Origin of the sequence: Paracoccus pacificus (assembly GCF_042680785.1) — a bacterium.
Lineage (GTDB): Bacteria > Pseudomonadota > Alphaproteobacteria > Rhodobacterales > Rhodobacteraceae > Paracoccus > Paracoccus pacificus.
This window is the reverse complement of the sequence record NZ_JBHUEN010000021.1, coordinates 1-20,293: the sequence shown is the minus strand read 5'-3', so window position 1 is coordinate 20,293 and position 20,293 is coordinate 1. Positions and strand designations below refer to the sequence as shown.

Here is a 20,293-nt window from a genome sequence, read left to right as displayed (position 1 = left end):
CCTTGCACACCATGACATGGTAAATCTCACGGCGCAAAGCGCTTAACACGTATTAGGAGGACAAAATGTCCAGTATTCTGACCAACAACGGTGCGATGTTCGCCCTTCAGACCCTGAAAGGAATCAACACCAACCTGGCCAAGACCCAAGACGAAATTTCGACCGGCAAATCGGTCGCCACGGCGAAGGACAACGCCGCAATCTGGGCGATCTCCAAGGTGATGGAGGCCGATGTCAGCGGCTTTCAGGCGATCTCCAGCAGCCTCAGCCTGGGTGGTTCAGCGGTCGGCCTTGCGCGTACCGGTGCCGAACAGGTCACCAAATTGCTGACCCAGATGCGCGACACCATCATCAACGCCAAAAGCGCCACCAACGACCCGGCCAAGCTGCAAAACGACGTCACCGCCTTGCGCGACCAGATCGCGACGGTTGTGAAAGGCGCCCAGATCAACGGGCTGAACCTGCTGGACGGCTCGGCCGGTACATCGGTCAACTTTCTTTCGTCCATCGACCGCAGCAACGGCACGGTTACCGCCTCGAACATTTCGGTTGCGACGCAAAACCTCTCGATCGGCACCTACACCGCCAAGGCGGCGCTCGCCGGCTCGGAAGGGCAAACGGCGACCGGGGATGCGGCATCGTTCTTTCTTGACGCAAATGACACGACCGCGAAGGGCCTTGTCATCGACTCGTCGGTGACCTTCGCCGTGGGCGACAGCATCTCGGTGTCGATTGGCGGCAAGAACGCGAGCTATACCGTGACGGCGTCCGATGCTGCCGCGACCACCCCGGCGGACCTTGTTGCGATCGGCCTGAAAAATGCCATCGACAAACTGGGAATCTCGGGGCTGTCCGTCGACTACGATAGTGCATCGCCGGGGGCGCTGGCGTTGACGAATCTGGGTGGCGACGATCTGACGGTCGCGGCGCAGTTCAAGAATGCCGGCTCTGGCGGTCTTGGCCTGCTTGCCAATATCGACGTCTCGACGGCGGCCGGTGCGCAGTCCGCGCTTACCAATATCGAAAGCATGATGCAGACCGCCATCGACGCGGCGGCCTCGTTTGGCTCGGTTGGAAGGCGGATCGAAATCCAGTCCGACTTCCTGTCGAAACAGACCGACTCGCTGAAAAGCGGTATCGGCTCGATGGTCGACGCCAATATGGAAGAGGCGTCCGCCCGCCTGCAGGCGCTGCAGACCCAGCAACAACTGGGGATCCAGTCCTTGTCGATCGCCAACCAGGCCCCGCAAAGCATCCTTTCGCTGTTCCGCGGTTGAAAATGACCGGGGCGCGCGCGCGCAACCACGCGCGCCCCGACCTTAAGTGAAGCCAAGATTTATGCAGGGAAACAGAACGTTGAACGCAGCTGTCCATCACGAACCGAATAGCCGCTTTGGGGTTACCGAAGTGCGCACCGACCGGGATAACGAATACGAAGCCTTCGCGCGGGCAACGCGTCAGTTGCAACGTGCCCAAGCTGAGAACGACCCTCAGCAACAGGTTCGCGCGGTCCACACCAATTCCCATCTTTGGACGATTCTGGCCAACGACTTGTCGAATCCCGGCAATATGCTGCCCGATCAGGTCAAGGCGGGGCTCTTGTCGCTCGCCCTGTTCTCGGTTCGCCATGGGCTGAAGGTCATGAATCAGGGCGCCGAAATTTCTTCGCTGATCGACGTCAACCTGACCATCATGCGCGGACTTCGCGGCGAAGGGGGGCGGTCATGACAAGCCTTGTTCTGAAACTGGCGCCGAACGAACGGGTGCTGATCAACGGTGCGGTCATTGAAAACGGCGATAAGCGCGCCAGGATCTCGATCCGTACCGCAAACGCCAATATCCTGCGGCTCAAGGACGCGATCCACCCGGATCAGGCGCAAACGCCGGTCTCGCGGGTTTGCTATATCGCGCAGCTGGTTCTGTCGGGCGACGCGGATCCGGCTCAAGGTCGATCCCAGCTTTTAAGCGGCATCGAACAACTGACCCATGCGCTTGATGACCCGGACAGCCGGAAGATACTGTCCGCCGCAACGGAAGCGGCCCTTTCCGGCAATATTTATCAGGCGATGCGGCAGCTGCGTCTGCTTTTGCCACGCGAGGCGCGGCTGCTCGCATTGGGCCAGCCATGAGTTTTCAGGTCTCGGTCGGCGCAACTGGTTACGCCGGCTGGAAAATTCTTCAACGCACGCGCGACGCCCAGATTTCCGCAATGTCGCGCGAGCCGGCAATCGTCAGGTCGCGGGCCTATGTGGCCGAAAAACTGCCCTCGATCGCCTCGGCCGAACAGTTGGTCGGCGATTATCGGCTGCTGCAGGTCACCCTTGGGGCTTATGGCCTCGAGGTTGATCAGAAGAACAAATTCTTCGTGCAGAAGGTGTTGGCGGAGGGTGTTACGGGTGAGGGCGCCTTTTCCGCCCGTTTGTCCGACAAACGCTACGCGGCCATGGCGCGAGAATTCGCCTTCGATACCGACACGCCAAACACCACCGATGCCGCATTCGCCGACAAGCTGTTCAGCCAGTATCTGGACCGCGAATTCGAAAGGCGCGTCGGCGAAACAGACCAGAACCTGCGTCTGGCACTGAACGCCCAGCGAGAGGTGGCCAACCTCGCCGCCCGACCTTCCAGCGACAATACCAAATGGTACGAAATCCTTGGCAACACGCCGCTGCGCAAGGTGTTTGAGGGCGCATTCGGATTTGGCTCGAACTATGCCAGGCTGCCGATCGACCGGCAGTTGGCCGAATTCAAGAACAAAGCCCAAAGCATGTTTGGTTCGTCCGAAGTGGCCAGTTTTTCGAAACCCGAAAACCTCGACAAACTCATCAAGACCTATCTGGTCCGGTCGCAGCTTACCGGTGGCGTTACCCAGTCGCCCTATTCGGCCGCACTATCGATTCTGAAGGGGTGACCGGGCGCCAGTCTTGCCCGGTCCGAACACCACAGCACTGGCCGCCGCCGGGCTGGCGATACGTCTGAAATGGGATCGGACATGCGACCGCTGAGATAGGACCCGACATGGGACCGGTGACATGGCACCTGTGACATGGAATCGTAACGAATGGCCGCATCCTCGGCGCTCGGTCCAGATGCCGACCGTTCCAACCTTTTGACGCAAAGGCACACTGGGTCGCATCGCCGCCGGACAATTGCCGGCGCCTCGCGGGTCTTCTCCCAAATCTCGCTGCCGCTCGGTCCGATTGTCCTGTTCTCCCCGCGGGCCGCCGCTATGTCCTTGCGTCCGGGTTTGGCATGGCTATAACCCCCAACGATTTGCCACAGAGAATTGCGGGGCTGGACCATGCCGAAAAGAAACGACTTGAAGTCGATCCTGATCATCGGCGCCGGCCCCATCGTGATCGGCCAGGCCTGCGAGTTCGACTATTCGGGCGCCCAGGCCTGCAAGGCGCTGCGCGAGGAAGGTTACCGGGTCATCCTGGTCAACTCGAACCCCGCGACGATCATGACCGACCCCGAAATGGCCGACGCGACCTATATCGAACCGATCACCCCGGAAATCGTCGAGAAAATCATCGCCAAGGAACGCCCGGACGCGATCCTGCCGACGATGGGCGGCCAAACCGGCCTGAACACCGCGCTGGCGCTGGACGATGCCGGGGTCCTCGCCAAATATGATGTCGAGCTGATCGGGGCCCAGCGCGCCGCCATTGAAATGGCCGAAGACCGCAAACTGTTCCGCGAAGCGATGGACCGGATCGGACTTGAAAACCCGCGCGCCACGATCATAGCCGCCCCGAAACTGGCCAATGGCCGCTATGACATCAACGCCGGCGTCGCGGCGGCGGTCGACGCGCTGGAAGAGATCGGCCTGCCCGCCATCATCCGCCCCGCCTTCACGCTGGGGGGCACCGGTGGCGGCGTTGCCTATAACCGCGAGGATTATGAGGCGATCTGCCGTTCGGGTCTGGACGCATCGCCGGTCGCCCAGATTCTGGTCGATGAATCGCTGCTCGGCTGGAAAGAATATGAAATGGAGGTCGTGCGCGACCGCGCCGACAACGCCATCATCGTCTGTTCGATCGAGAACGTCGACCCGATGGGCGTGCATACCGGCGATTCGATCACCGTCGCCCCCGCCCTGACCCTGACCGACCGCGAGTATCAGCGGATGCGGAACGGCTCGATCGCGGTTCTGCGCGAAATCGGCGTCGAAACCGGCGGCTCGAACGTGCAATGGGCGATCAATCCGGCCGACGGCCGCATGGTGGTGATCGAGATGAACCCGCGGGTCAGCCGTTCCTCGGCGCTGGCCTCGAAAGCCACCGGTTTCCCGATCGCCAAGATCGCCGCGAAACTTGCCGTCGGCTACACGCTGGACGAGCTGGACAACGACATCACCCGCGTGACCCCGGCCAGTTTCGAGCCCTCGATCGACTATGTCGTGACCAAAATTCCGCGCTTCGCCTTCGAGAAATTTCCCGGCAGCAAGCCCGAACTGACCACGGCGATGAAATCGGTAGGTGAGGTCATGGCCATCGGCCGCAGCTTCCATGAAAGCCTGCAAAAGGCTCTGACCAGCATGGAAAACGGGCTGACCGGCCTGGATGAGATCACCATCGAAGGCGCGGGCGATCAGGATCGCGCCGCCTATATCGCCGCGCTGTCAAAGCAGACGCCTGATCGCATCCGGATCATCGCCCAGTCGATGCGGGCCGGGATGACGGATGACGAAATCCACGCCATCACCGCCTTCGACCCCTGGTTCCTTGCCCGCATCCGCGAGATCGTCGAGGCCGAAAACGAGGTGCGCCAGAACGGCCTGCCCAGTGACGTCGACGGCCTGCGAAAACTGAAAATGATGGGGTTCAGCGACGCCCGTCTGGCGACGCTCAGCGGGCAGGACGAATCCGCCGTTCGCCGCGCCCGGCGGGCGCTCGATCTGCATCCGGTGTTCAAGCGCATCGACACCTGCGCCGCCGAATTCGAGGCGCAGACACCTTATATGTATTCGACCTACGAGGCCCCGGCGATGGGCGATGTCGAAAACGAGGCGCGCCCCAGCGACCGCAAGAAGGTGGTCATCCTCGGCGGCGGTCCCAACCGGATCGGTCAGGGGATCGAGTTCGACTATTGCTGCTGCCACGCCTGTTTCGCGCTGACCGAGGCCGGCTATGAAACGATCATGATCAACTGCAACCCGGAAACGGTCAGCACCGATTATGACACCTCGGACCGGTTGTATTTCGAGCCGCTGACACTGGAGCATGTGCTGGAAATCCTGCGGGTCGAGCAAGAGAACGGCACGCTTCACGGTGTCATCGTGCAATTCGGCGGTCAAACGCCCTTGAAACTCGCCAATGCGCTGGAGGCCGAGGGCATCCCGATCCTTGGCACGACGCCGGATGCCATCGACCTGGCCGAGGATCGTGAGCGGTTCCAGAAGCTGCTGAACGACCTTGACCTGCGCCAGCCGGTGAACGGCATCGCGCGCAGCGACGAGGAAGCCTTTGATATCGCCGCGCGCATCGGTTTCCCGCTGGTGATCCGGCCGTCCTATGTGCTGGGTGGCCGCGCGATGGAGATCGTGCGCGACGACGCTCAGCTCAAGCGTTACATTACCGAGGCGGTGAACGTATCGGGCAGAAACCCGGTGTTGCTGGACAGCTATCTGTCCGGCGCGATCGAGGTCGATGTCGACGCCCTGTCCGATGGCAAGACCGTCCACGTCGCGGGCATCATGCAGCATATCGAGGAAGCCGGCGTCCACTCGGGGGACTCGGCCTGTTCCTTGCCGCCGCATACGCTTGACCCCGAGACCATCGCGGAATTGAAGCGTCAGACCACGGCGATGGCGCTGCGCCTTGGCGTGGTCGGGTTGATGAATGTGCAATTCGCGTTGAAAGACGGCGAGATCTTCGTGCTGGAGGTCAACCCCCGCGCGTCCCGCACCGTGCCCTTCGTCGCCAAGGCCACGGACAGCGCCATTGCCTCGATCGCCGCGCGGCTGATGGCGGGCGAACCGATGGCGAACTTCCCCGCCCGGCAGCCCTATCCCGAGGGCGTCGGCCCCGAGGATGATCTGCCCTTCGCCGACCCGCTGACCCTTGCCGACCCGAACACCCCGTGGTTCTCGGTCAAAGAGGCGGTGATGCCCTTTGCCCGTTTCCCCGGTGTCGACACGCTTCTGGGCCCCGAAATGCGCTCGACCGGCGAGGTCATGGGATGGGATCGCAACTTCCCCCGCGCCTTCCTGAAAGCGCAGATGGGGGCGGGCACGCATCTTCCCTATGCCGGCCGGGTTTTCATCTCGGTCAAGGATGCCGACAAGACGGCCGAACTGGCTCAGGCGGCGCGCGATTTGATCGACATGGGCTTTTCGATTGTCGCGACCAGCGGCACGGCCGAGTTTCTGGCAACATCCGGCGTCAGCGCCGAGCGAGTGAACAAGGTCTACGAAGGCCGTCCGAATATCGTCGATCGGCTGAAGAACGATGAAATCGCGATGGTTCTGAACACGACCGAAGGTGCGCAGGCGATCGCGGATTCGCGCGAGATCCGGGCGGTCGCGCTGTATGACAAGATCCCCTATTTCACCACGGCGGCGGGCAGTATCGCGGCGGTGGCGGCGATCAAATCGCGTGAAGAGGGTGAGGTCGGGGTCCGGTCGCTACAGGCGTGACGCGGCGCGCAACACCTCGCGGCATCCTTACGCGGCGCGGTCGCCGATCCGCGCGCCCCCCCGGCCGGAGCGGGCGGTTTTGCATCATCGCGCCCCGGGGGCCGGCGGTGTCGCGGCATCAACTGACGGCGACAAGAACCGCACCGCCGGCGATCATGGCCACACCGGCCCAGGCGCCTGCGGAAAGCCTTTCGCCAAGAAACGCCACGGCGATGATGGCCACCATGACGACGCTCAGCTTGTCGATGGGTGCCACCTGCGATGCCTGCCCAAGTTTCAGGGCGCGGAAATAGCAGATCCAGGACAGACCGGTGGCCAGCCCCGACATGACCAGAAACATCCATGTGCGCGCCGAAAGGCTCGCCGGCGCCTGCCAGTGGCCGCTCGCAACCACGATGACACCCGCCGCCAGAAGGATGATGATCGTGCGGATGAAGGTCGCGAAATCCGAGTTGACGTTCTCGATTCCGATCTTGGCGAAGATCGCGGTCAGCGCGGCGAACCCGGCCGACAGAAAGGCCCAGAACTGCCACGAATCGACGTATTTCATGCCGTTATGCCTTGTTTGGTTGCAGCGATATGGTTTGCCGGGCGGCAACCGTGCCGATCAACGGTCGCCGGCCGATAGTCTTCATGGGCGCTGCCCTTCGCGCCGGACGGACCGCGGGCACCGGCTTTCCGGTCCCGGCCAAGGCGCCGGGGCCGGGATTTCGCGGCTTATCCCTTCATCGCGGCCTTCATCGTTTCCGCCAGACGCAGGGAAAGCGCGGCGATGGTCAAGGTCGGATTGGCCGTTGCCGAAGTCGGAAAGGTCGAGGACCCGGCAATGAACAGGTTCTCGTGGTCATGGCTGCGCAGATCGCCGTTCACGACCGAGGTCTTTGCGTCCGTCCCCATGCGCAGCGTGCCGATTATGTGACCCGCGCCCTGCGAGCCGTCGAAATGGTAGACGGCACTGACACCGAGCATGTTGAAAATCTCGGTATGGGCCTTGACCGCCTCGGCCATGCCTTTGCGCACATAGTCGTCGACCGTATAGTTGATCCGGGGCAGCGGAACGCCGAACTTGTCCTTTTTGGCCGGATCGAGGGTCACGCGGTTTTCGGGAGACGGCAGTTGTTCGACCAGCGAGGCCAGCCGGATCTGCCGGGCGGTCTGGTCGTACAGCGCCTTGTTCAGCTCATCCCCGCGCATACCCTTCAACGCCAGCTCAGATGCGGTCGAGATCGGCGCGCCCGTCGGCCATGACCAGCCGTCATTGCCGATTTCGATGCGGAAAGCGCCGCGATCCTTGCGGAACTCACCATCGCGCAGATTTTCGATCCCCGAGGTCGACAGCGGCCCGCGATAGGGGAAAAGCGGCTCATTCGACTGGGCCCAGGAAAGCTGGGTGGGATGGTCCATCAGGTTGCGCCCGACCTGATCCGAGCTGTTGGCGACGCCGTGCGGCGTGCGATCACTGACCGAATTCAGCAATAGCCGCGGGCTTTCAATCGCATGGGCCGCGACCAGATACAATTTCCCGGTCGCGGTTCCGGTCGTGCCGTCCCATTGCGTGAATTTGATGCCGGAAACCTTGCCGGTTTCATCGACTTCGATCGCCGTCGCGATGGTGCGCGGCACGATCTCGGCCCCGGCGCCCGTGGCGATCGCCAGATGGACGGTCGCGTCATACTTGGCCTGAATCGGGCAGATCGGGATGCAACTGTTGTTGCCGCAGCACGCCGGCCGGTCGCCACCGACCGAGTTTCGCGCCTGCGGGGTGGCCGCGACGCGATAGGCGCTGCCCTCCAGCGCCTTGACGAACGCCTTGTCCAGATAGGTCTGAACGATGGCCGGCATCGGATAATCGCCGGTCCGGGGCGCCCCGAGATCGGCCTTCGCGTCGCCGGAAACACCCAGTTCCGCTTCGGCCCGATCATAGAACGGGGCCAGATCGTCATAGGTGAACGGCCAGTCCTCACCCATGCCATAGGTCGTTTTCAGCAGGAAATCCTTTGGCACAAAACGCAGGCTTGTGCCCAGCCAATGCCATGTGGTGCCGCCCACGACCTTGATGTAACTGGACCCGAAACTGTCGGGTCCCTGCTGCTGGTAATAGGCGCCGATATCGGCGACCACCGGGTGCAGCACGTTTTCATCCAGCGGATAGGCGGATTCGGGCGTCTTGATCGGGTTGTTCCAATAGGTGTCCACCGCGGTGCTGCGGTCGACTTCGTCCCCGGCTTCCAGAATGGTGACCTTGATCCCGGCTTTGGCCAGTTCCGCCGCGACCAGGGCGCCGGATACGCCGGACCCCACGATCACGACGTCGGTTGTGATATCATTCGCCATGCTCGATCCTCCGCCCTACTGCGCCGCCGGGGCATCGCCCCAATAGCCGTATTCGTCACCGCATTCCGCCCACGGCTTGGTATAGCTCATCGCCGGCCACATCAGCGCGTCCGTGAAGCTGGTGACCTTTTTGCCGTCCGGCGTAAGGCCCGTATACCAGGCGGCGACCAGTTGGTTCGCCGTTTCCGTCTGGCCCTCCTTGGCGGGGTCGGCCACCACCGCCGCCAGCTTGTCACCCATCCCGAGATCGAGGAAGCCTTGCAAAACCAGCTTGCCCATGTCCGCATCGGGCTCGAGACCGCCGATCAAGGTCTTGGAACTGGCCATGAATGCGTCAAAGTCGATGGCGGTCGTGGCAGCGGACTGGGCGGTCGCGGGTCCGGCCAGCGGCACCCCGCCAATCCGCGCGGCACCCAACAGGGCCATGACCGAGACGAAGCTCCGTCGGGAAAGGGTGATGGGCGAATGCATGGCTTTTCTCCTCATAGCGATTTGGCTGGTGTCGGGTCTCGCCACGCTGCGCCGCCGTAAAGACACCGCGCCTTGCAGTCGCATAAGGCGAAGCCGCGACATGGTGGAACGCCGCCAGAGGCTGGGGGTTCCGGGAAATTTGCCTTTAGTTTCGGGGAAATACGAAAAGATGTCCACCGCCGATCTGGACAGGCGGCGCCGGGCTGCGGATGATCCGGGGGCAATCCGGATCGGCGACAGGAAACGATCCTACGCCAGCGCCGGGCCTTGCCGCGATACGTGAAACCGGACTGTATATGGATATGACAAACCCGCCTGAAACCCAGACCGATCGGCACGACAGCGGTTGGTTCGCACCGTCCGGCCTGTTCTCCGAGGGAGAGATCCTGCGCAATCACGCGATCCACGCCGCGGACGGGCGGATCGACGCCGTGGCCGCCATCGCCGATCTGCCCCAGACCACCCGCCCGCGTCCGCTTGCGGGTATCCTCGCCCCCGGCGCGGTGGATTTGCAGGTCAATGGCGGTGGCGGCATCCTGTTCAACACCAGCCCGACCCGCGCGGGGTTAGGCCAAATGGTCGATGCCCATCGCCGCCTTGGCACCGCCCGCATATTGGCGACGGTGATCTCGGACACCGAAGCCGCGACCGAGGCGGCGGTCGCCGCCGTCTGCGACAACTGGGGCCTGCCGGGGCTGGCCGGCATCCATATCGAGGGGCCGCATATCAGCCCGGTAAAGCGCGGCACCCATTCCGCCGCCGTGTTGCGGCCCCTGTCCGATCACACGCTCGGCCTGATCCGGCGGCTGCGCGAAATGGACATCCCGACGATGATCACCCTCGCCCCGGAAGTCGTGCCTCCCGCTCAGATCCGTACCCTCGCGGATCTGGGCGCCGTCGTGTCGCTTGGCCACAGCAACGCCAGCTTTGCGCAGGCTTGCGGCGCGCTTGCGGCGGGGGCGAGCTGTTTCACGCATCTTTTCAACGCGATGTCGCCTTTCGGCAGTCGCGAACCCGGCATGGTCGGGGCGGCACTGGCCGGCGATGCGGCGGTCGGCTTTATCTGCGACGGCCATCATGTCAGCGACGACACGCTGAAAATCGCCCTTTCGGTCAGCGGCGCGACGGATCGTTTTTTCCTTGTCTCGGACGCGATGCCCACCGTCGGCGGCCCCGAGGCGTTCGCGCTTTACGGTCAGCCGATCCGCGTCTCCGATGGCCGGCTGATCAATGCCGAAGGGGCCTTGGCGGGCGCCCATGTCTGGATGACGGCTGCGATGACGCGGGCGCGCAATGTGCTGGGTCTGCCGACCGAAACGGTGCTGCGCATGGCGATCACCCGCCCCGCTGCGCTTATGGGCCTGCGCGACGCGGCGGCGCTGCGTGGCCGCCCTTTGGGGGATCTTGTGGTCTGGGACGAGGATCTGCGCAGCTGTTCGGCCCTGACGGATATTCTGGCATTCGACCAGGACGGACAGGTCCGCAGTGCAGCGACCACCGGATGAGGCATTCCGTCGTTACAGCTCAACGATCGGCCCTTTCGGGCGCGGACCGGCGACCATGACCCGCAGGTTCGTCAGTAACCGCGAAGCGCGGCGGCTGTTTCTGGACCGGCACCTTCTGCTCCGGCCCGGATCGGGGCCGGGGCGGGGTGACGATCTGGTCGGGGTGCTGGACGATTTGGGCTTTGTGCAACTGGACAGCGTCAATACGCTGGCACGGGCACATGATCTGATATTGTGGTCACGACGGGGGCGATACCGGCCCCGGGCGCTTGAACAACTGGTGGCTCGCAACCGCGCGGCCTTCGAGCATTGGACACATGACGCCGCCATCATCCCGATGCGATTCTACCCGATGTGGGGGCTGAAATTCGCCCGCGACAAACAGCGCATGGACCGCAATTGGCCGAAATGGCGGCGCGAGGGCTGGGCCGATGAAATCGACACGGTGCTGCGACACATCGCCGACCATGGCGCAGCCTCGTCGCTGGATGTCGGCGAGGGAGAGCCAAGAAATTCGTCCGGCTGGTGGGACTGGCACCCCTCGAAGTCGGCGCTGGAATATCTGTGGCGTTCGGGTCAATTGGCGGTCTGTCATCGCAAGGGGTTCCGGAAATTCTATGACCTCGCCGAAAGGGTGATCCCACCGGAACATCTGGGCAGGCAGATGGATGCGGCCGAAACGGTCGATTGGGCGATGTCGGCGGCTCTCGACCGGCTCGGCTTCGGCACCAGCGGAGAGCTGGCCGCCTTTTTCGACATCGTCACGCCGGCCGAGGCGCAACTATGGTGTGCCGAGGCGCTTGCGACCGGGCGGATCGTCGAAATTGATCTGGAGCTCGCCAACGGCACGCGCCGCCGCAGCTTTTCGACCGAGGCGTTGCTTGAACAGATCACCGCTTTGCCCGAACCCTCCGGCAGGGTCCGCCTGCTGTCGCCGTTCGATCCCGCCCTGCGGGACCGGGCGCGGGCCGAGCGGTTGTTCGGTTTCCGCTACCGCATCGAAATCTTCGTGCCGGCACATCGGCGAAGTTACGGCTATTACGTGTTCCCGGTGATGCAGGCCGACCGGCTTATCGGGCGCATAGACGCAAAACGCGACGGCGACACGCTGCGGATCGACGCGTTCTGGCCCGAGTCCGGGGTCAGGTTCGGCAAGGCCCGGCATCTTGGGCTGAAGGCCGAGCTTGAACGGCTGGCCGGCCTGACCAACGTCAGCCGGCTGGATTTTACCGACGGTTGGCTGCGCAGTTGATCACCGCTGGCTGCCGGCATGTTCCTGCGCGACACGCGGCCGGCCAATCGCCGGTGCGCAGGATTGTCCGGGTTGAGCGTGTTGCGGGATGCGAACCCGAACAGGAAATGGCGATGACCTTCCGCAAGGGCGAACTCAGCCGGTCGGCGCCTGATCAACCATCGTAATCAGGTCCCGCACCGCCTCCAGCGTCGCCCGGTCCCGGGCCGCCAGCAGCGAGCCCTGACTTTCGCCGGGCCGATAGGCGCTGCCGTCCAGCATCTCGGCCGCGCCGCCCGCCTCGGTGGTGATCAGGACACCCCCGGCGTGGTCCCAGCATTTGGCGGTGGCGCTGAGCAGGAAATCGACGCTACCCTGCGCCAGCAGCCGGTATTCGTGGCAGGAACAGCGCAGCGAGCCGACACGGGCAAGTTGGCGTTCAGCGGCAAACATCGCCTTGCGGCGGTCGGCATCGAACAGCCAGATCGGGATCATGCCGAACAGTTCGCTGGCCGGGCGCGGTGGCCGGGGTGCAAGGCGCAGAGGGTGGCGGCCGTTGTGCTGCAACCAGGCGCCGGTGCCCAAACCCGCCTCGACCCAATCATCGTTGAGGGGATCGTAGTGGATGCCGAAAACCGTCCGGCCGTCCCGCACCACCGACAGGATCATACCAAAGACCGAAAGGCCATTGGCATAGTTCCAGGTGCCGTCGACGGGGTCGATGATCACCGTCAAATCGGCATCCGCGATCCGCGACGGCAAAACCGGGTCGGCGGCGGCGGCTTCCTCGCCCACCACAAGCGCGCCCGGAAAGATATGCGCGACCGCTTGGGTAAGGCTCGCCTCGGCGGCCAGATCCGCAGCCGTAACCAGATCGTCGGCGGCACTTTTGGTGGCGATGTCGGCGGGCGACAGCGCGCGGAAACGCGGCAGCACATGATCGCGCGCAGCGCGCCGGACAGCCTCGATCAGGGCGCTGCGCTCGGCATCGGACAGGGTCATGCGGAGACCCCTTCGCTGCGGATCGGGGCCGGATCGGCCAGCCGGCGGCCGGTGACCGCGTCGAACAGATGGACCGGCGCCCCGGCGAAGGAGACGTGCAGACGCTCGCCCGGTTCGGGGCGGCGCTCGGGCGGGGTCATGATGCGCAGCGGCTGCCCGTCCTCCAGATGCGCGGCCAGAACGTGATGGCCGCCCAGATCCTCGACGTAATCGACCACTACCAGCTCGCCCGCATCGCTCAGGCGGATGGTCTCGGGGCGGATGCCGACGGTGACCGGGCCGTTTACCTCGCCCCGCGCCAGCACGCTGCCGCTGGCCAGCCGCACCTGTCCGTCCTCGGCCATGGCGTCCAGCAGGTTCATCGGCGGTGCGCCGATGAAACCCGCGACGAAGGTCGAGGCGGGGCGGCGATAGATCGCCTCGGGCGTGTCGAACTGTTCGATCCGGCCCTTGTTCAGGATCAGGATGCGGTCGGCCAAGGTCATCGCCTCGACCTGATCGTGGGTGACGAAGATGCTGCTGGCACCGATGCGGCGATGCAGGGCGGCAAGCTCCATCCGGGTGCCGTGGCGCAGTTGCGCGTCAAGGTTCGACAAGGGTTCGTCGAACAGCATGACCGAAGGCTCGCGCACGATGGCGCGGGCGATGGCGACGCGCTGGCGCTGACCGCCCGACAATTCGCCCGGTCGGCGGATCAGATAGTCGCCAAGCGCCACGGATCGCGCGGCCTCGGCGATGCGGCGGTCCCGCTCGGCCCGCGGAACGCCGGCGATCTTCAGCGCATAGCCGATATTCTCGGCCACCGTCATGTGGGGGTAGAGCGCATAATTCTGAAACACCATCGCCACGCCCCGGTCGCGCGGCGCCAGATCCTGCACCTCGCGCCCGTTCATCAGGATGCGGCCCGAGGTCACCCGCTCCAACCCCGCCAGCAGATTCAGCAGCGTGGACTTGCCGCAGCCCGAGGGGCCGAGGATCACGGTGAACTCGCCCGCGCCCAGGGTCGCGTCGAGACCTGGCAGGACAAGGTTGTCGCCATAGGATTTGGTCAGCGCGTCGAGGCGGATTTCTGCCCCTGTCGTGGCCTGCATCGTCATTTCTCCGTCAGGGTCAGGCCGCGCACGATGAATCGCTGCAGAAAGGCGATCATCAGAAGCGGCAGGATGGACACGACCACGGCCCCGGCCATGATCAGCGGATAATCGGGCACCTGTCCGTCGCCCTGCGGTGACAACCGGGCAAGGCCGACGACCGCCGTCTGCATCGCCGGCGTCGAGGAGGCGAGCAGCGGCCACAGATACATGGTCCAGCCGCCCAGAAACATCAGGATGAACAGCGCGGTCAGGTTGGTGCGCGCCAGCGGCAGGGCGATGTCGATCATGAAACGGAACCAGCCCGCCCCGTCCATCTGCGCCGCCTTGACCAGATCGCCCGGCAGGGTGCGGAAGAACTGCCGTATCATGAAAACGCCGGTTCCGGTCGCCAGCGCCGGCAGCACGATGCCGGGATAGCTGTCGAGCAGATTCAGTTGCAGATCAACGGGCGCGCCGAAGAAAGCCGCGATCATCGCGTTGATGCCGGTGGCGTTCAAAAGTCCGTTCACCGGCATCGCGACGTTCGAGACCACCTGATAGGTGGTGACGACCCGCAGATCCAGCGGCAGCAGCACCGTGCCCATCAGCACCGCGAATACGATCCCCGCATAGCGCACGCGAAAGAACACCAGCCCGAAGGCGGTGACGAAGGCCAACGCGCATTTGAAGCCCGCCACCATTAGCGCCACGATGAAGCTGTTCACCACCTGCGCCGGGATCGCGGTGGTGGTGAACAGGCGGCGGATGTTTTCGATCAGATGCGTCCCCGGCACCGGCGAGATGCCCGAGCGGACAAAGCTGTCATAGCTTTGGCTGGCGGTGATCAGGGTAAAGACCAGCGGCCCGAGGATGAACAAAAGCCCCAGTGCCAGCACGATGCCGGCGGTACGGTCGATGCCGCGGGTGTTCTCGACGATGTCACCGCTCATAACGCACCTTCTTTTCAAGATACAGGAACTGGAAGGCGGCGAGGCACAGTACGAACACCATCAGGATCGCAGACTGAGTCGCCGCCCCCGACAGGTCATAGCCTTTAAAGCCGTCCTGATAGATCTTATAGACCAGCAGCCGCGTGGCGCCGCCGGGGCCGCCTTGGGTCATGGTGTCGATCAGCGCGAAGGCCGAGACGACGGATTCGGTAAATTCCAGCACGAAGGTCAGGAACAGCTGCGGCGCGATCATCGGCAGTTGCACATCGCGGATCCGCCGCCATGGGCTTGCCCCGTCGATGGCCGCCGCCTGCGTCAGGCTGCGCGGCACCGCTTGCAAGCCGGCAAGCAGGATCACGAAGTTGAACGGGATGCCGTTCCAGACATGGGCGATCAGCAGCATGATAAAGGCGTCGGTTCCGTCGCTGCCGGGGTTCCACAGGCCGGGGAAAAGCCCGTTCAGCGGCGCCATGATGCCGACGAAGGGGTTGAAGATGAAGGCGAAGACCACGCCGATGGACGCCCCCGCGATCCCCTTTGGCCAGATCAGCACGTTCCGCGCCGTGTTCGACAGCGGCACCATGCGGTCGGCGGCCAGCGCAAGGATCAGCGGCACGATGATCGCCAGAGTCGAGCCGAAGACCATGAAAACCAGCGTCCGCCATGCCGCATCCCAGAAGATCGGGTCGCTCAGCACCCGAGCATAGTTCTGGAACCCCACGAACTCGGAACCACCGCCGAAGGGACGCTCCAGCGTGAAGGACCACCAGAATGACAGGTAGACCGGGATATAAAAGAACAATGCCACGATCAGCAGCATCGGCAACGACAGCCAGAACGGCGTCCAGCGCCCGGCGAAGGAAGGGGGCATGACCGGCCTCTTACATGGGTGAAAGGGCCGCCCGGTGATCGGGGCGGCCCTTCGGATGCATCACGGCAGTTCGACGCCGCTATAGGTCTGCTGGAACCGGCGCAGCAGCTCGTCGCCCCGCGTCTTGGCGTTGTCCAGCGCCGCCTGCATGGTCTGCTCGCCACTGAAGGCGCGCTGGGTTTCCTCTTTGAAGATGTCGCGGAACTGGACATAGAAGCCCAGCCGGATGCCGCGGCTGTTTTCGTTGCCGGGCTGGTTCAGCGATTCCATTCCAGCCTCGATCGAGCCGAAAGCGGGGTCGGTCAGCAGGTTCTGTTCCCGCATCACCGCCATGACATCGTTGGTGACCGGGACGAATGCCGCCTCACGGATCAGGTTGATCTGCTGTTCCGGCTGGCGGACGAAATTCAGGAATTCGCCGGCCGCCGCGACGGCCTCGGGGTCGTGGCCCTTCATGATCCACAGCGAACCGCCGCCGACGAAGGTGTTCTTGCGCTCGGTGCCTTCATAGACCGGGGCCATCCCGACCAGAACCTTGTCGCCAAGCGCCTTGTAGGCGGCGCTGTAATTCGCGGTCGAAGCCTCCATAAAGGCGCATTCGCCGGCGTTGAAGGCATCGCTGAACGTGCCCGCGCGGGTTTCGGGGTCCAGCTTCACCAGCCCCTCGTCATGCCAGGCGGCGAGGTTGGTCAGATGCTGCGCCGGCAGGCCCTGATTGATCAGATATTCCGCGTCCAGCCCGTCATAGCCGTTGCTGCGGCTGGCGATGGGCGCGCCGTGGCGGGCCGCCACCTGCTCCAGCACCCGCCAGGGATGGCCGTCGGTCACATAGGGGCATTCGACGCCGGCGGTCTTCAGCTTGCGCAGCGCCTCGACCAGCGCCTCGTAGGTCTGGGGCAGCGCGTCGATCCCGCCCTTCGCCATCATTTCCTTGTTGCCGTAGAACACCACCGTCGAGGCGTTATAGGGCTGTGAATAAAGCTGGCCCTTGGACGTCTCGTAATAGGATTTCGCGCCGGTGACATAATTGCTCCAGTCGACGTCCGGCAGCGCCTCGGCCACCGGCTCGACCGCGCCCGACAGCATCAGGTCCAGCGTGCCCGCGTCGAAGAACTGGATCAGCACCGGATGCTGTTTCGCACGAACCGCCGCGATCGCCTTCTGCATGGCGGTGTCATAGGAGCCCTGCCCGACACAGGTGATCTTGTGTTCCGTCTGGCTGTCGTTGAAGGCCGCGCAGGCGTTCTGGATCGCGGTCTCGGCCGCGCCGGTATTGCCGTACCAGAACTGGAAATCCACGGCCGCTGCGGGGCCCATGCCCGCCAGCAGCAGGGCGGCGGCAAAAGGCAAAGTGACTGGTTTCATCGAACCCTCCTATTGACCGCCGGCAGCACCGGAGGCCATCATCAAGACGCCGATTTATCATCCTTGATGAGTAACAAAACTATGACAGCGGGCCATGAGTCAAGCATAATTCTTCCGTCGACAGCACGGATTTCCTGGGCTACTCTTATTTTAATATCCAATATGCGTATTAAATAGCATGTCAGCCAGCAAACCGCCCCTTCCCGCCGCGCCCACGCAGCAAACCGACGGATCGGCGATTCGCGATACGGTGACCGGCAGCGAACGGCAGATTCTGCGCCAGATCTGGCGCCAGCCGGGCATCTCGCGGGTCGAACTGACCCAGCATTCCGACCTTGCCCAGCAATCCATTCACCGGCTGGTCGATGGGCTATGCGCGCGCGGTATCGTCGCCATGGGGCCGCCCGTCCCGGGCACCGGCCGCGGCAAGCCCAGCCCAACCCTGCGGCTGAACGGCGCCCATGCCTATACGGTGGGCATATCGGTCAATGTGAACGTCATCGACATCTGCGTGATGGATCAGTCCGGTCGGATCCTGGCCGAGCGCGCGATGCCCCGCGATCGCGGCATGGAGGAGGAACTGGGCCGCATCCGCGCGGTCATCGCCACCCTTGGGGCCGAGCTGAACCTGGACGAATCGCGGCTGTTCGGCATCGGCCTTAGCATCGCGGGCTATCACGTCGGGGGCACCCAGATGAACGCCGCCCTGCCGCTTCACGACTGGTCGCTGATCGAGTTGGGGCCGCTTATGTCGGCGCGCTTCAGCAAGCCGGTCTGGGTCAACAACGGCGGCAATACCGCGGCGCTGGCGGAAAACATGATGGGCATCGGCAATCACGTGCGCACCTTCGCCTATCTGTCGTTCAACTACGGCTTCGGCGGCGGGCTGATCCATGACGGAGAGCTTTTGACCGGCGGCTTCGGCAATGCCGGTGAATTCGGTGGCATGTTCGACGAAACCGACCGCCCGCTGCGTCCGGCCCTGCAATTGCTGGTCGAACATCTGGCGGGTTACGGCGTCGAGATCCCCTCGATCACCTATCTGCGCGAACGCTTCGACCCGAACTGGCCCGGCGTCCGGGAATGGATCGAGAAGGTCCAGCCCGCCCATATCCGCATGGTCAACGCCATCATCGCCGTGATCAACCCGCAGGCCATCGTCTATGGCGGGCAGATCCCGCCCGCGCTGGCCCAGATGCTGATCGACGGCATCCGCATCTTCAGCGAGGCGCGCTATGGCGTCGCCGCCCCGCGCCCGAAATTCATCATCTCGCAGCTTGGCGGCACCGCCTCGGCCATCGGCGCCGCAATGGTTCCTCTGAAGGAAGGATTCTACTGATCATGTCCGGCACGTCCGATCTTTCGCCCATCACGCTTTCGGACCACACGGCCGCCCGGAAGCCGGCCGTCCCCACCGGAATCGGCAGCAAGTTCACGGCCGACGGTCGCGCGCTGATCTACCGTGGCAATACGATCCTGTCCCGACTGCCGGCGGCGCATCCGCTTTATGGGTGGGTTTCGGATTTTCTCGACAGCCTGCGCGCAAATCCGGTCGCCGCCAAGCTTGCCGTGTTACCGGCGTCGAGCATGCATATGACCATTCTCGGCATCGCCAACGACGCCATGCGGTCGCCGGGCCCGTGGCCGGCCGATCTTGCGATGGACGCCTCGATGGATGACTGCGATGCTTTCGTCCGCCGCCGGCTTGGCCAGTTTCCGGGCATCGAGCAGCTTCATTTCGATATGCGGCTGGGTGATCTGGTCATCGACAACGCGGCATTGGGCTTTCATCTGATTCCGCGAACCGCCGAAACCGAGGCGCAGATGCGTGCGCTGCGCAACGATCTGGCCAGCCATTTTCAGGTTCGGCGCCCGGGCCACGACGGTTTTCAGTTCCACCTTGGGATCGCCTATCTGCGCGACTGGCTGACCCCGGACGATCAGCAGGCGCTGGCCCGGATCCTCGCCTCGGCGGTCGAACGGCTCACACCGCAGGCCGCAACGATACGCTTTCCGACCCCGGAGCTTTGTTCGTTCCAGACCATGCTGGAATACCGAACCCTGGCGTAATTTCCAGCCGAAACCGACCAACGACGAAGCGCATGACAGTGGCGCGTTGCGCCGTGTGCTGAACAGCCAGGCCGCCGTAGCTTGCCGAACATGTGATCGTAAACATGTGACCATATCGGCGCGATACATGCGCGTTACGCGGCGTTATCGAGGGCCGCCTCTTTTACCTGAAGAATGGGGGAAGTATCTGCACTGACTTGGTAAATAGTGTAGGATTTTGACTGACATGGGAACCTCGACTGTCGACTGGCTTTGGATGGGCAATCAGAGTGCGCTCAACTCCAACACAAGAACCCCTCCGACTGATGCGGAAATCCAGAGCGTCGTGGGGCTGACCCGGGAAGGCTCCAAAGAGATCATACCGACCAAGCTGACGGGAACGACCTATTCCAGCAACTCAACGCGACCTGGCGAATGGTTTCTGCCGAAATACCACCTGCAACAAAAAGGGGTCTCTGCCCCCGACTCGGTATTCGACTATACCTCTCCGACGACGGGTCAGCCCGTGACCAATGTCACGCTGAACTACTTTGCCGTCGTGCAAATCGACATTCTCACCCCGGACGGGACGACTTCAAGCTATCCTGCCGTGGTTGTGCAGCTAAGCAATGGCGACATATTCCTGCGCCCGTCTGCAGCCGCGCGTGACGCGCTGGACCAGATCAAAACGCTGCAAAAAATCACGGTCGTTTCGGCGACTGGGTTCGTTGGCAACCCTAGGTCATGTTGACAAATGGCGGATCCAGAGACGGATGGACGTGATATCAATGAAGCCGAGGAA

Annotated in this window: 18 protein-coding genes; 10 read left to right on the top strand and 8 right to left on the bottom strand. The window is 63.5% G+C overall.

What is annotated here, in order from left to right:
- The first annotated feature begins 65 nt into the window (after nt 1-65).
- The 5 genes from ACFSCT_RS08220 (at nt 66) to carB (ending at nt 6,640) form a co-directional block, all read left to right on the top strand.
- Nucleotides 66-1,277, top strand: a complete 1,212-nt coding sequence (locus ACFSCT_RS08220) for a flagellin N-terminal helical domain-containing protein (RefSeq protein WP_379141762.1) — start codon at nt 66-68, stop codon at nt 1,275-1,277.
- 79 nt (nt 1,278-1,356) lie between these two features.
- Entirely contained in the window at nt 1,357-1,728 is a 372-nt protein-coding gene (gene flaF, locus ACFSCT_RS08215) for a flagellar biosynthesis regulator FlaF (protein ID WP_379141760.1), read from the top strand.
- Nucleotides 1,725-2,129, top strand: a complete 405-nt coding sequence (gene flbT, locus ACFSCT_RS08210) for a flagellar biosynthesis repressor FlbT (protein ID WP_379141758.1) — start codon at nt 1,725-1,727, stop codon at nt 2,127-2,129. The genes flaF and flbT overlap by 4 nt, the downstream gene beginning before the upstream one ends.
- Nucleotides 2,126-2,911: a DUF1217 domain-containing protein gene (locus ACFSCT_RS08205; protein ID WP_379141756.1), complete on the top strand. Its 786-nt coding sequence runs from the start codon at nt 2,126-2,128 to the stop codon at nt 2,909-2,911. The genes flbT and ACFSCT_RS08205 overlap by 4 nt, the downstream gene beginning before the upstream one ends.
- Nucleotides 2,912-3,301: 390 nt before the next feature.
- Complete coding sequence (carB, locus tag ACFSCT_RS08200; RefSeq protein WP_379141755.1) at nt 3,302-6,640, top strand: carbamoyl-phosphate synthase large subunit; 3,339 nt, start codon at nt 3,302-3,304, stop codon at nt 6,638-6,640.
- A gap of 118 nt (nt 6,641-6,758) precedes the next feature.
- On the opposite strand, the gene ACFSCT_RS08195 is transcribed toward carB, so the two are convergent.
- The 3 genes from ACFSCT_RS08195 to ACFSCT_RS08185 form a co-directional block, all read right to left on the bottom strand.
- Nucleotides 6,759-7,190, bottom strand: a complete 432-nt coding sequence (locus ACFSCT_RS08195; RefSeq protein ID WP_379141753.1) for an EamA family transporter — start codon at nt 7,188-7,190, stop codon at nt 6,759-6,761.
- A 167-nt stretch (nt 7,191-7,357) separates the two neighbouring features.
- On the bottom strand, nt 7,358-8,974 hold the full coding sequence (locus tag ACFSCT_RS08190; protein ID WP_379141751.1) for a GMC family oxidoreductase: 1,617 nt from the start codon (nt 8,972-8,974) through the stop codon (nt 7,358-7,360).
- Between the two features lie 15 nt (nt 8,975-8,989).
- Entirely contained in the window at nt 8,990-9,445 is a 456-nt protein-coding gene (locus ACFSCT_RS08185) for a sugar dehydrogenase complex small subunit (protein WP_379141750.1), read from the bottom strand.
- Nucleotides 9,446-9,741: 296 nt separating this feature from the next.
- On the opposite strand from ACFSCT_RS08185, the gene ACFSCT_RS08180 reads away from it, so the two are divergent.
- Nucleotides 9,742-10,950, top strand: a complete 1,209-nt coding sequence (locus tag ACFSCT_RS08180; RefSeq protein WP_379141748.1) for an N-acetylglucosamine-6-phosphate deacetylase — start codon at nt 9,742-9,744, stop codon at nt 10,948-10,950.
- 55 nt (nt 10,951-11,005) lie between these two features.
- Complete coding sequence (locus ACFSCT_RS08175; protein ID WP_379141747.1) at nt 11,006-12,202, top strand: winged helix-turn-helix domain-containing protein; 1,197 nt, start codon at nt 11,006-11,008, stop codon at nt 12,200-12,202.
- Nucleotides 12,203-12,337: 135 nt separating this feature from the next.
- Here the strand turns inward: ACFSCT_RS08175 and ACFSCT_RS08170 are convergent, their stop codons facing one another.
- From ACFSCT_RS08170 to ACFSCT_RS08150, 5 genes are read right to left on the bottom strand one after another with little or no spacing between them, the layout of a single operon-like run.
- On the bottom strand, nt 12,338-13,183 hold the full coding sequence (locus ACFSCT_RS08170; protein WP_379141745.1) for an inositol monophosphatase family protein: 846 nt from the start codon (nt 13,181-13,183) through the stop codon (nt 12,338-12,340).
- Entirely contained in the window at nt 13,180-14,274 is a 1,095-nt protein-coding gene (locus ACFSCT_RS08165) for an ABC transporter ATP-binding protein (RefSeq protein WP_379141743.1), read from the bottom strand. The genes ACFSCT_RS08170 and ACFSCT_RS08165 overlap by 4 nt, the downstream gene beginning before the upstream one ends.
- 2 nt (nt 14,275-14,276) lie before the next feature.
- Complete coding sequence (locus ACFSCT_RS08160; RefSeq protein WP_379141741.1) at nt 14,277-15,206, bottom strand: carbohydrate ABC transporter permease; 930 nt, start codon at nt 15,204-15,206, stop codon at nt 14,277-14,279.
- Entirely contained in the window at nt 15,196-16,077 is an 882-nt protein-coding gene (locus tag ACFSCT_RS08155; RefSeq protein WP_379141739.1) for a carbohydrate ABC transporter permease, read from the bottom strand. Before ACFSCT_RS08155 ends, ACFSCT_RS08160 begins: the two co-directional genes overlap by 11 nt.
- 60 nt (nt 16,078-16,137) lie before the next feature.
- A complete protein-coding gene (locus tag ACFSCT_RS08150; protein ID WP_379141738.1) occupies nt 16,138-17,442 on the bottom strand; it encodes an extracellular solute-binding protein in 1,305 nt (434 codons plus the stop codon).
- A 178-nt stretch (nt 17,443-17,620) separates the two neighbouring features.
- Here ACFSCT_RS08150 and ACFSCT_RS08145 point away from each other — a divergent pair, with 178 nt between their 5' ends.
- The 3 genes from ACFSCT_RS08145 (at nt 17,621) to ACFSCT_RS08135 (ending at nt 20,242) form a co-directional block, all read left to right on the top strand.
- A complete protein-coding gene (locus ACFSCT_RS08145) occupies nt 17,621-18,781 on the top strand; it encodes an ROK family transcriptional regulator (RefSeq protein WP_379141736.1) in 1,161 nt (386 codons plus the stop codon).
- A gap of 2 nt (nt 18,782-18,783) precedes the next feature.
- Nucleotides 18,784-19,512, top strand: coding sequence for a DUF1868 domain-containing protein (locus ACFSCT_RS08140; protein ID WP_379141734.1), 729 nt, complete (start codon nt 18,784-18,786; stop codon nt 19,510-19,512).
- Nucleotides 19,513-19,738: 226 nt separating this feature from the next.
- Nucleotides 19,739-20,242, top strand: coding sequence for a hypothetical protein (locus ACFSCT_RS08135; protein WP_379141733.1), 504 nt, complete (start codon nt 19,739-19,741; stop codon nt 20,240-20,242).
- The last annotated feature ends 51 nt before the right edge of the window (nt 20,243-20,293 follow it).

Coding starts and splice junctions, on each gene's coding strand:
- ACFSCT_RS08180 (WP_379141748.1), top strand. CDS start 9,742: ATGGATATGACAAACCCGCCTGAAACCCAGACCGATCGGCACGACAGC.
- carB (WP_379141755.1), top strand. CDS start 3,302: ATGCCGAAAAGAAACGACTTGAAGTCGATCCTGATCATCGGCGCCGGC.
- ACFSCT_RS08150 (WP_379141738.1), bottom strand. CDS start 17,442: ATGAAACCAGTCACTTTGCCTTTTGCCGCCGCCCTGCTGCTGGCGGGC.
- ACFSCT_RS08140 (WP_379141734.1), top strand. CDS start 18,784: ATGTCCGGCACGTCCGATCTTTCGCCCATCACGCTTTCGGACCACACG.
- ACFSCT_RS08190 (WP_379141751.1), bottom strand. CDS start 8,974: ATGGCGAATGATATCACAACCGACGTCGTGATCGTGGGGTCCGGCGTA.
- ACFSCT_RS08175 (WP_379141747.1), top strand. CDS start 11,006: ATGACCCGCAGGTTCGTCAGTAACCGCGAAGCGCGGCGGCTGTTTCTG.
- ACFSCT_RS08165 (WP_379141743.1), bottom strand. CDS start 14,274: ATGCAGGCCACGACAGGGGCAGAAATCCGCCTCGACGCGCTGACCAAA.
- ACFSCT_RS08145 (WP_379141736.1), top strand. CDS start 17,621: ATGTCAGCCAGCAAACCGCCCCTTCCCGCCGCGCCCACGCAGCAAACC.
- ACFSCT_RS08160 (WP_379141741.1), bottom strand. CDS start 15,206: ATGAGCGGTGACATCGTCGAGAACACCCGCGGCATCGACCGTACCGCC.
- ACFSCT_RS08155 (WP_379141739.1), bottom strand. CDS start 16,077: ATGCCCCCTTCCTTCGCCGGGCGCTGGACGCCGTTCTGGCTGTCGTTG.
- ACFSCT_RS08185 (WP_379141750.1), bottom strand. CDS start 9,445: ATGCATTCGCCCATCACCCTTTCCCGACGGAGCTTCGTCTCGGTCATG.
- ACFSCT_RS08220 (WP_379141762.1), top strand. CDS start 66: ATGTCCAGTATTCTGACCAACAACGGTGCGATGTTCGCCCTTCAGACC.
- flbT (WP_379141758.1), top strand. CDS start 1,725: ATGACAAGCCTTGTTCTGAAACTGGCGCCGAACGAACGGGTGCTGATC.
- ACFSCT_RS08195 (WP_379141753.1), bottom strand. CDS start 7,190: ATGAAATACGTCGATTCGTGGCAGTTCTGGGCCTTTCTGTCGGCCGGG.
- ACFSCT_RS08170 (WP_379141745.1), bottom strand. CDS start 13,183: ATGACCCTGTCCGATGCCGAGCGCAGCGCCCTGATCGAGGCTGTCCGG.
- ACFSCT_RS08135 (WP_379141733.1), top strand. CDS start 19,739: ATGGGAACCTCGACTGTCGACTGGCTTTGGATGGGCAATCAGAGTGCG.
- ACFSCT_RS08205 (WP_379141756.1), top strand. CDS start 2,126: ATGAGTTTTCAGGTCTCGGTCGGCGCAACTGGTTACGCCGGCTGGAAA.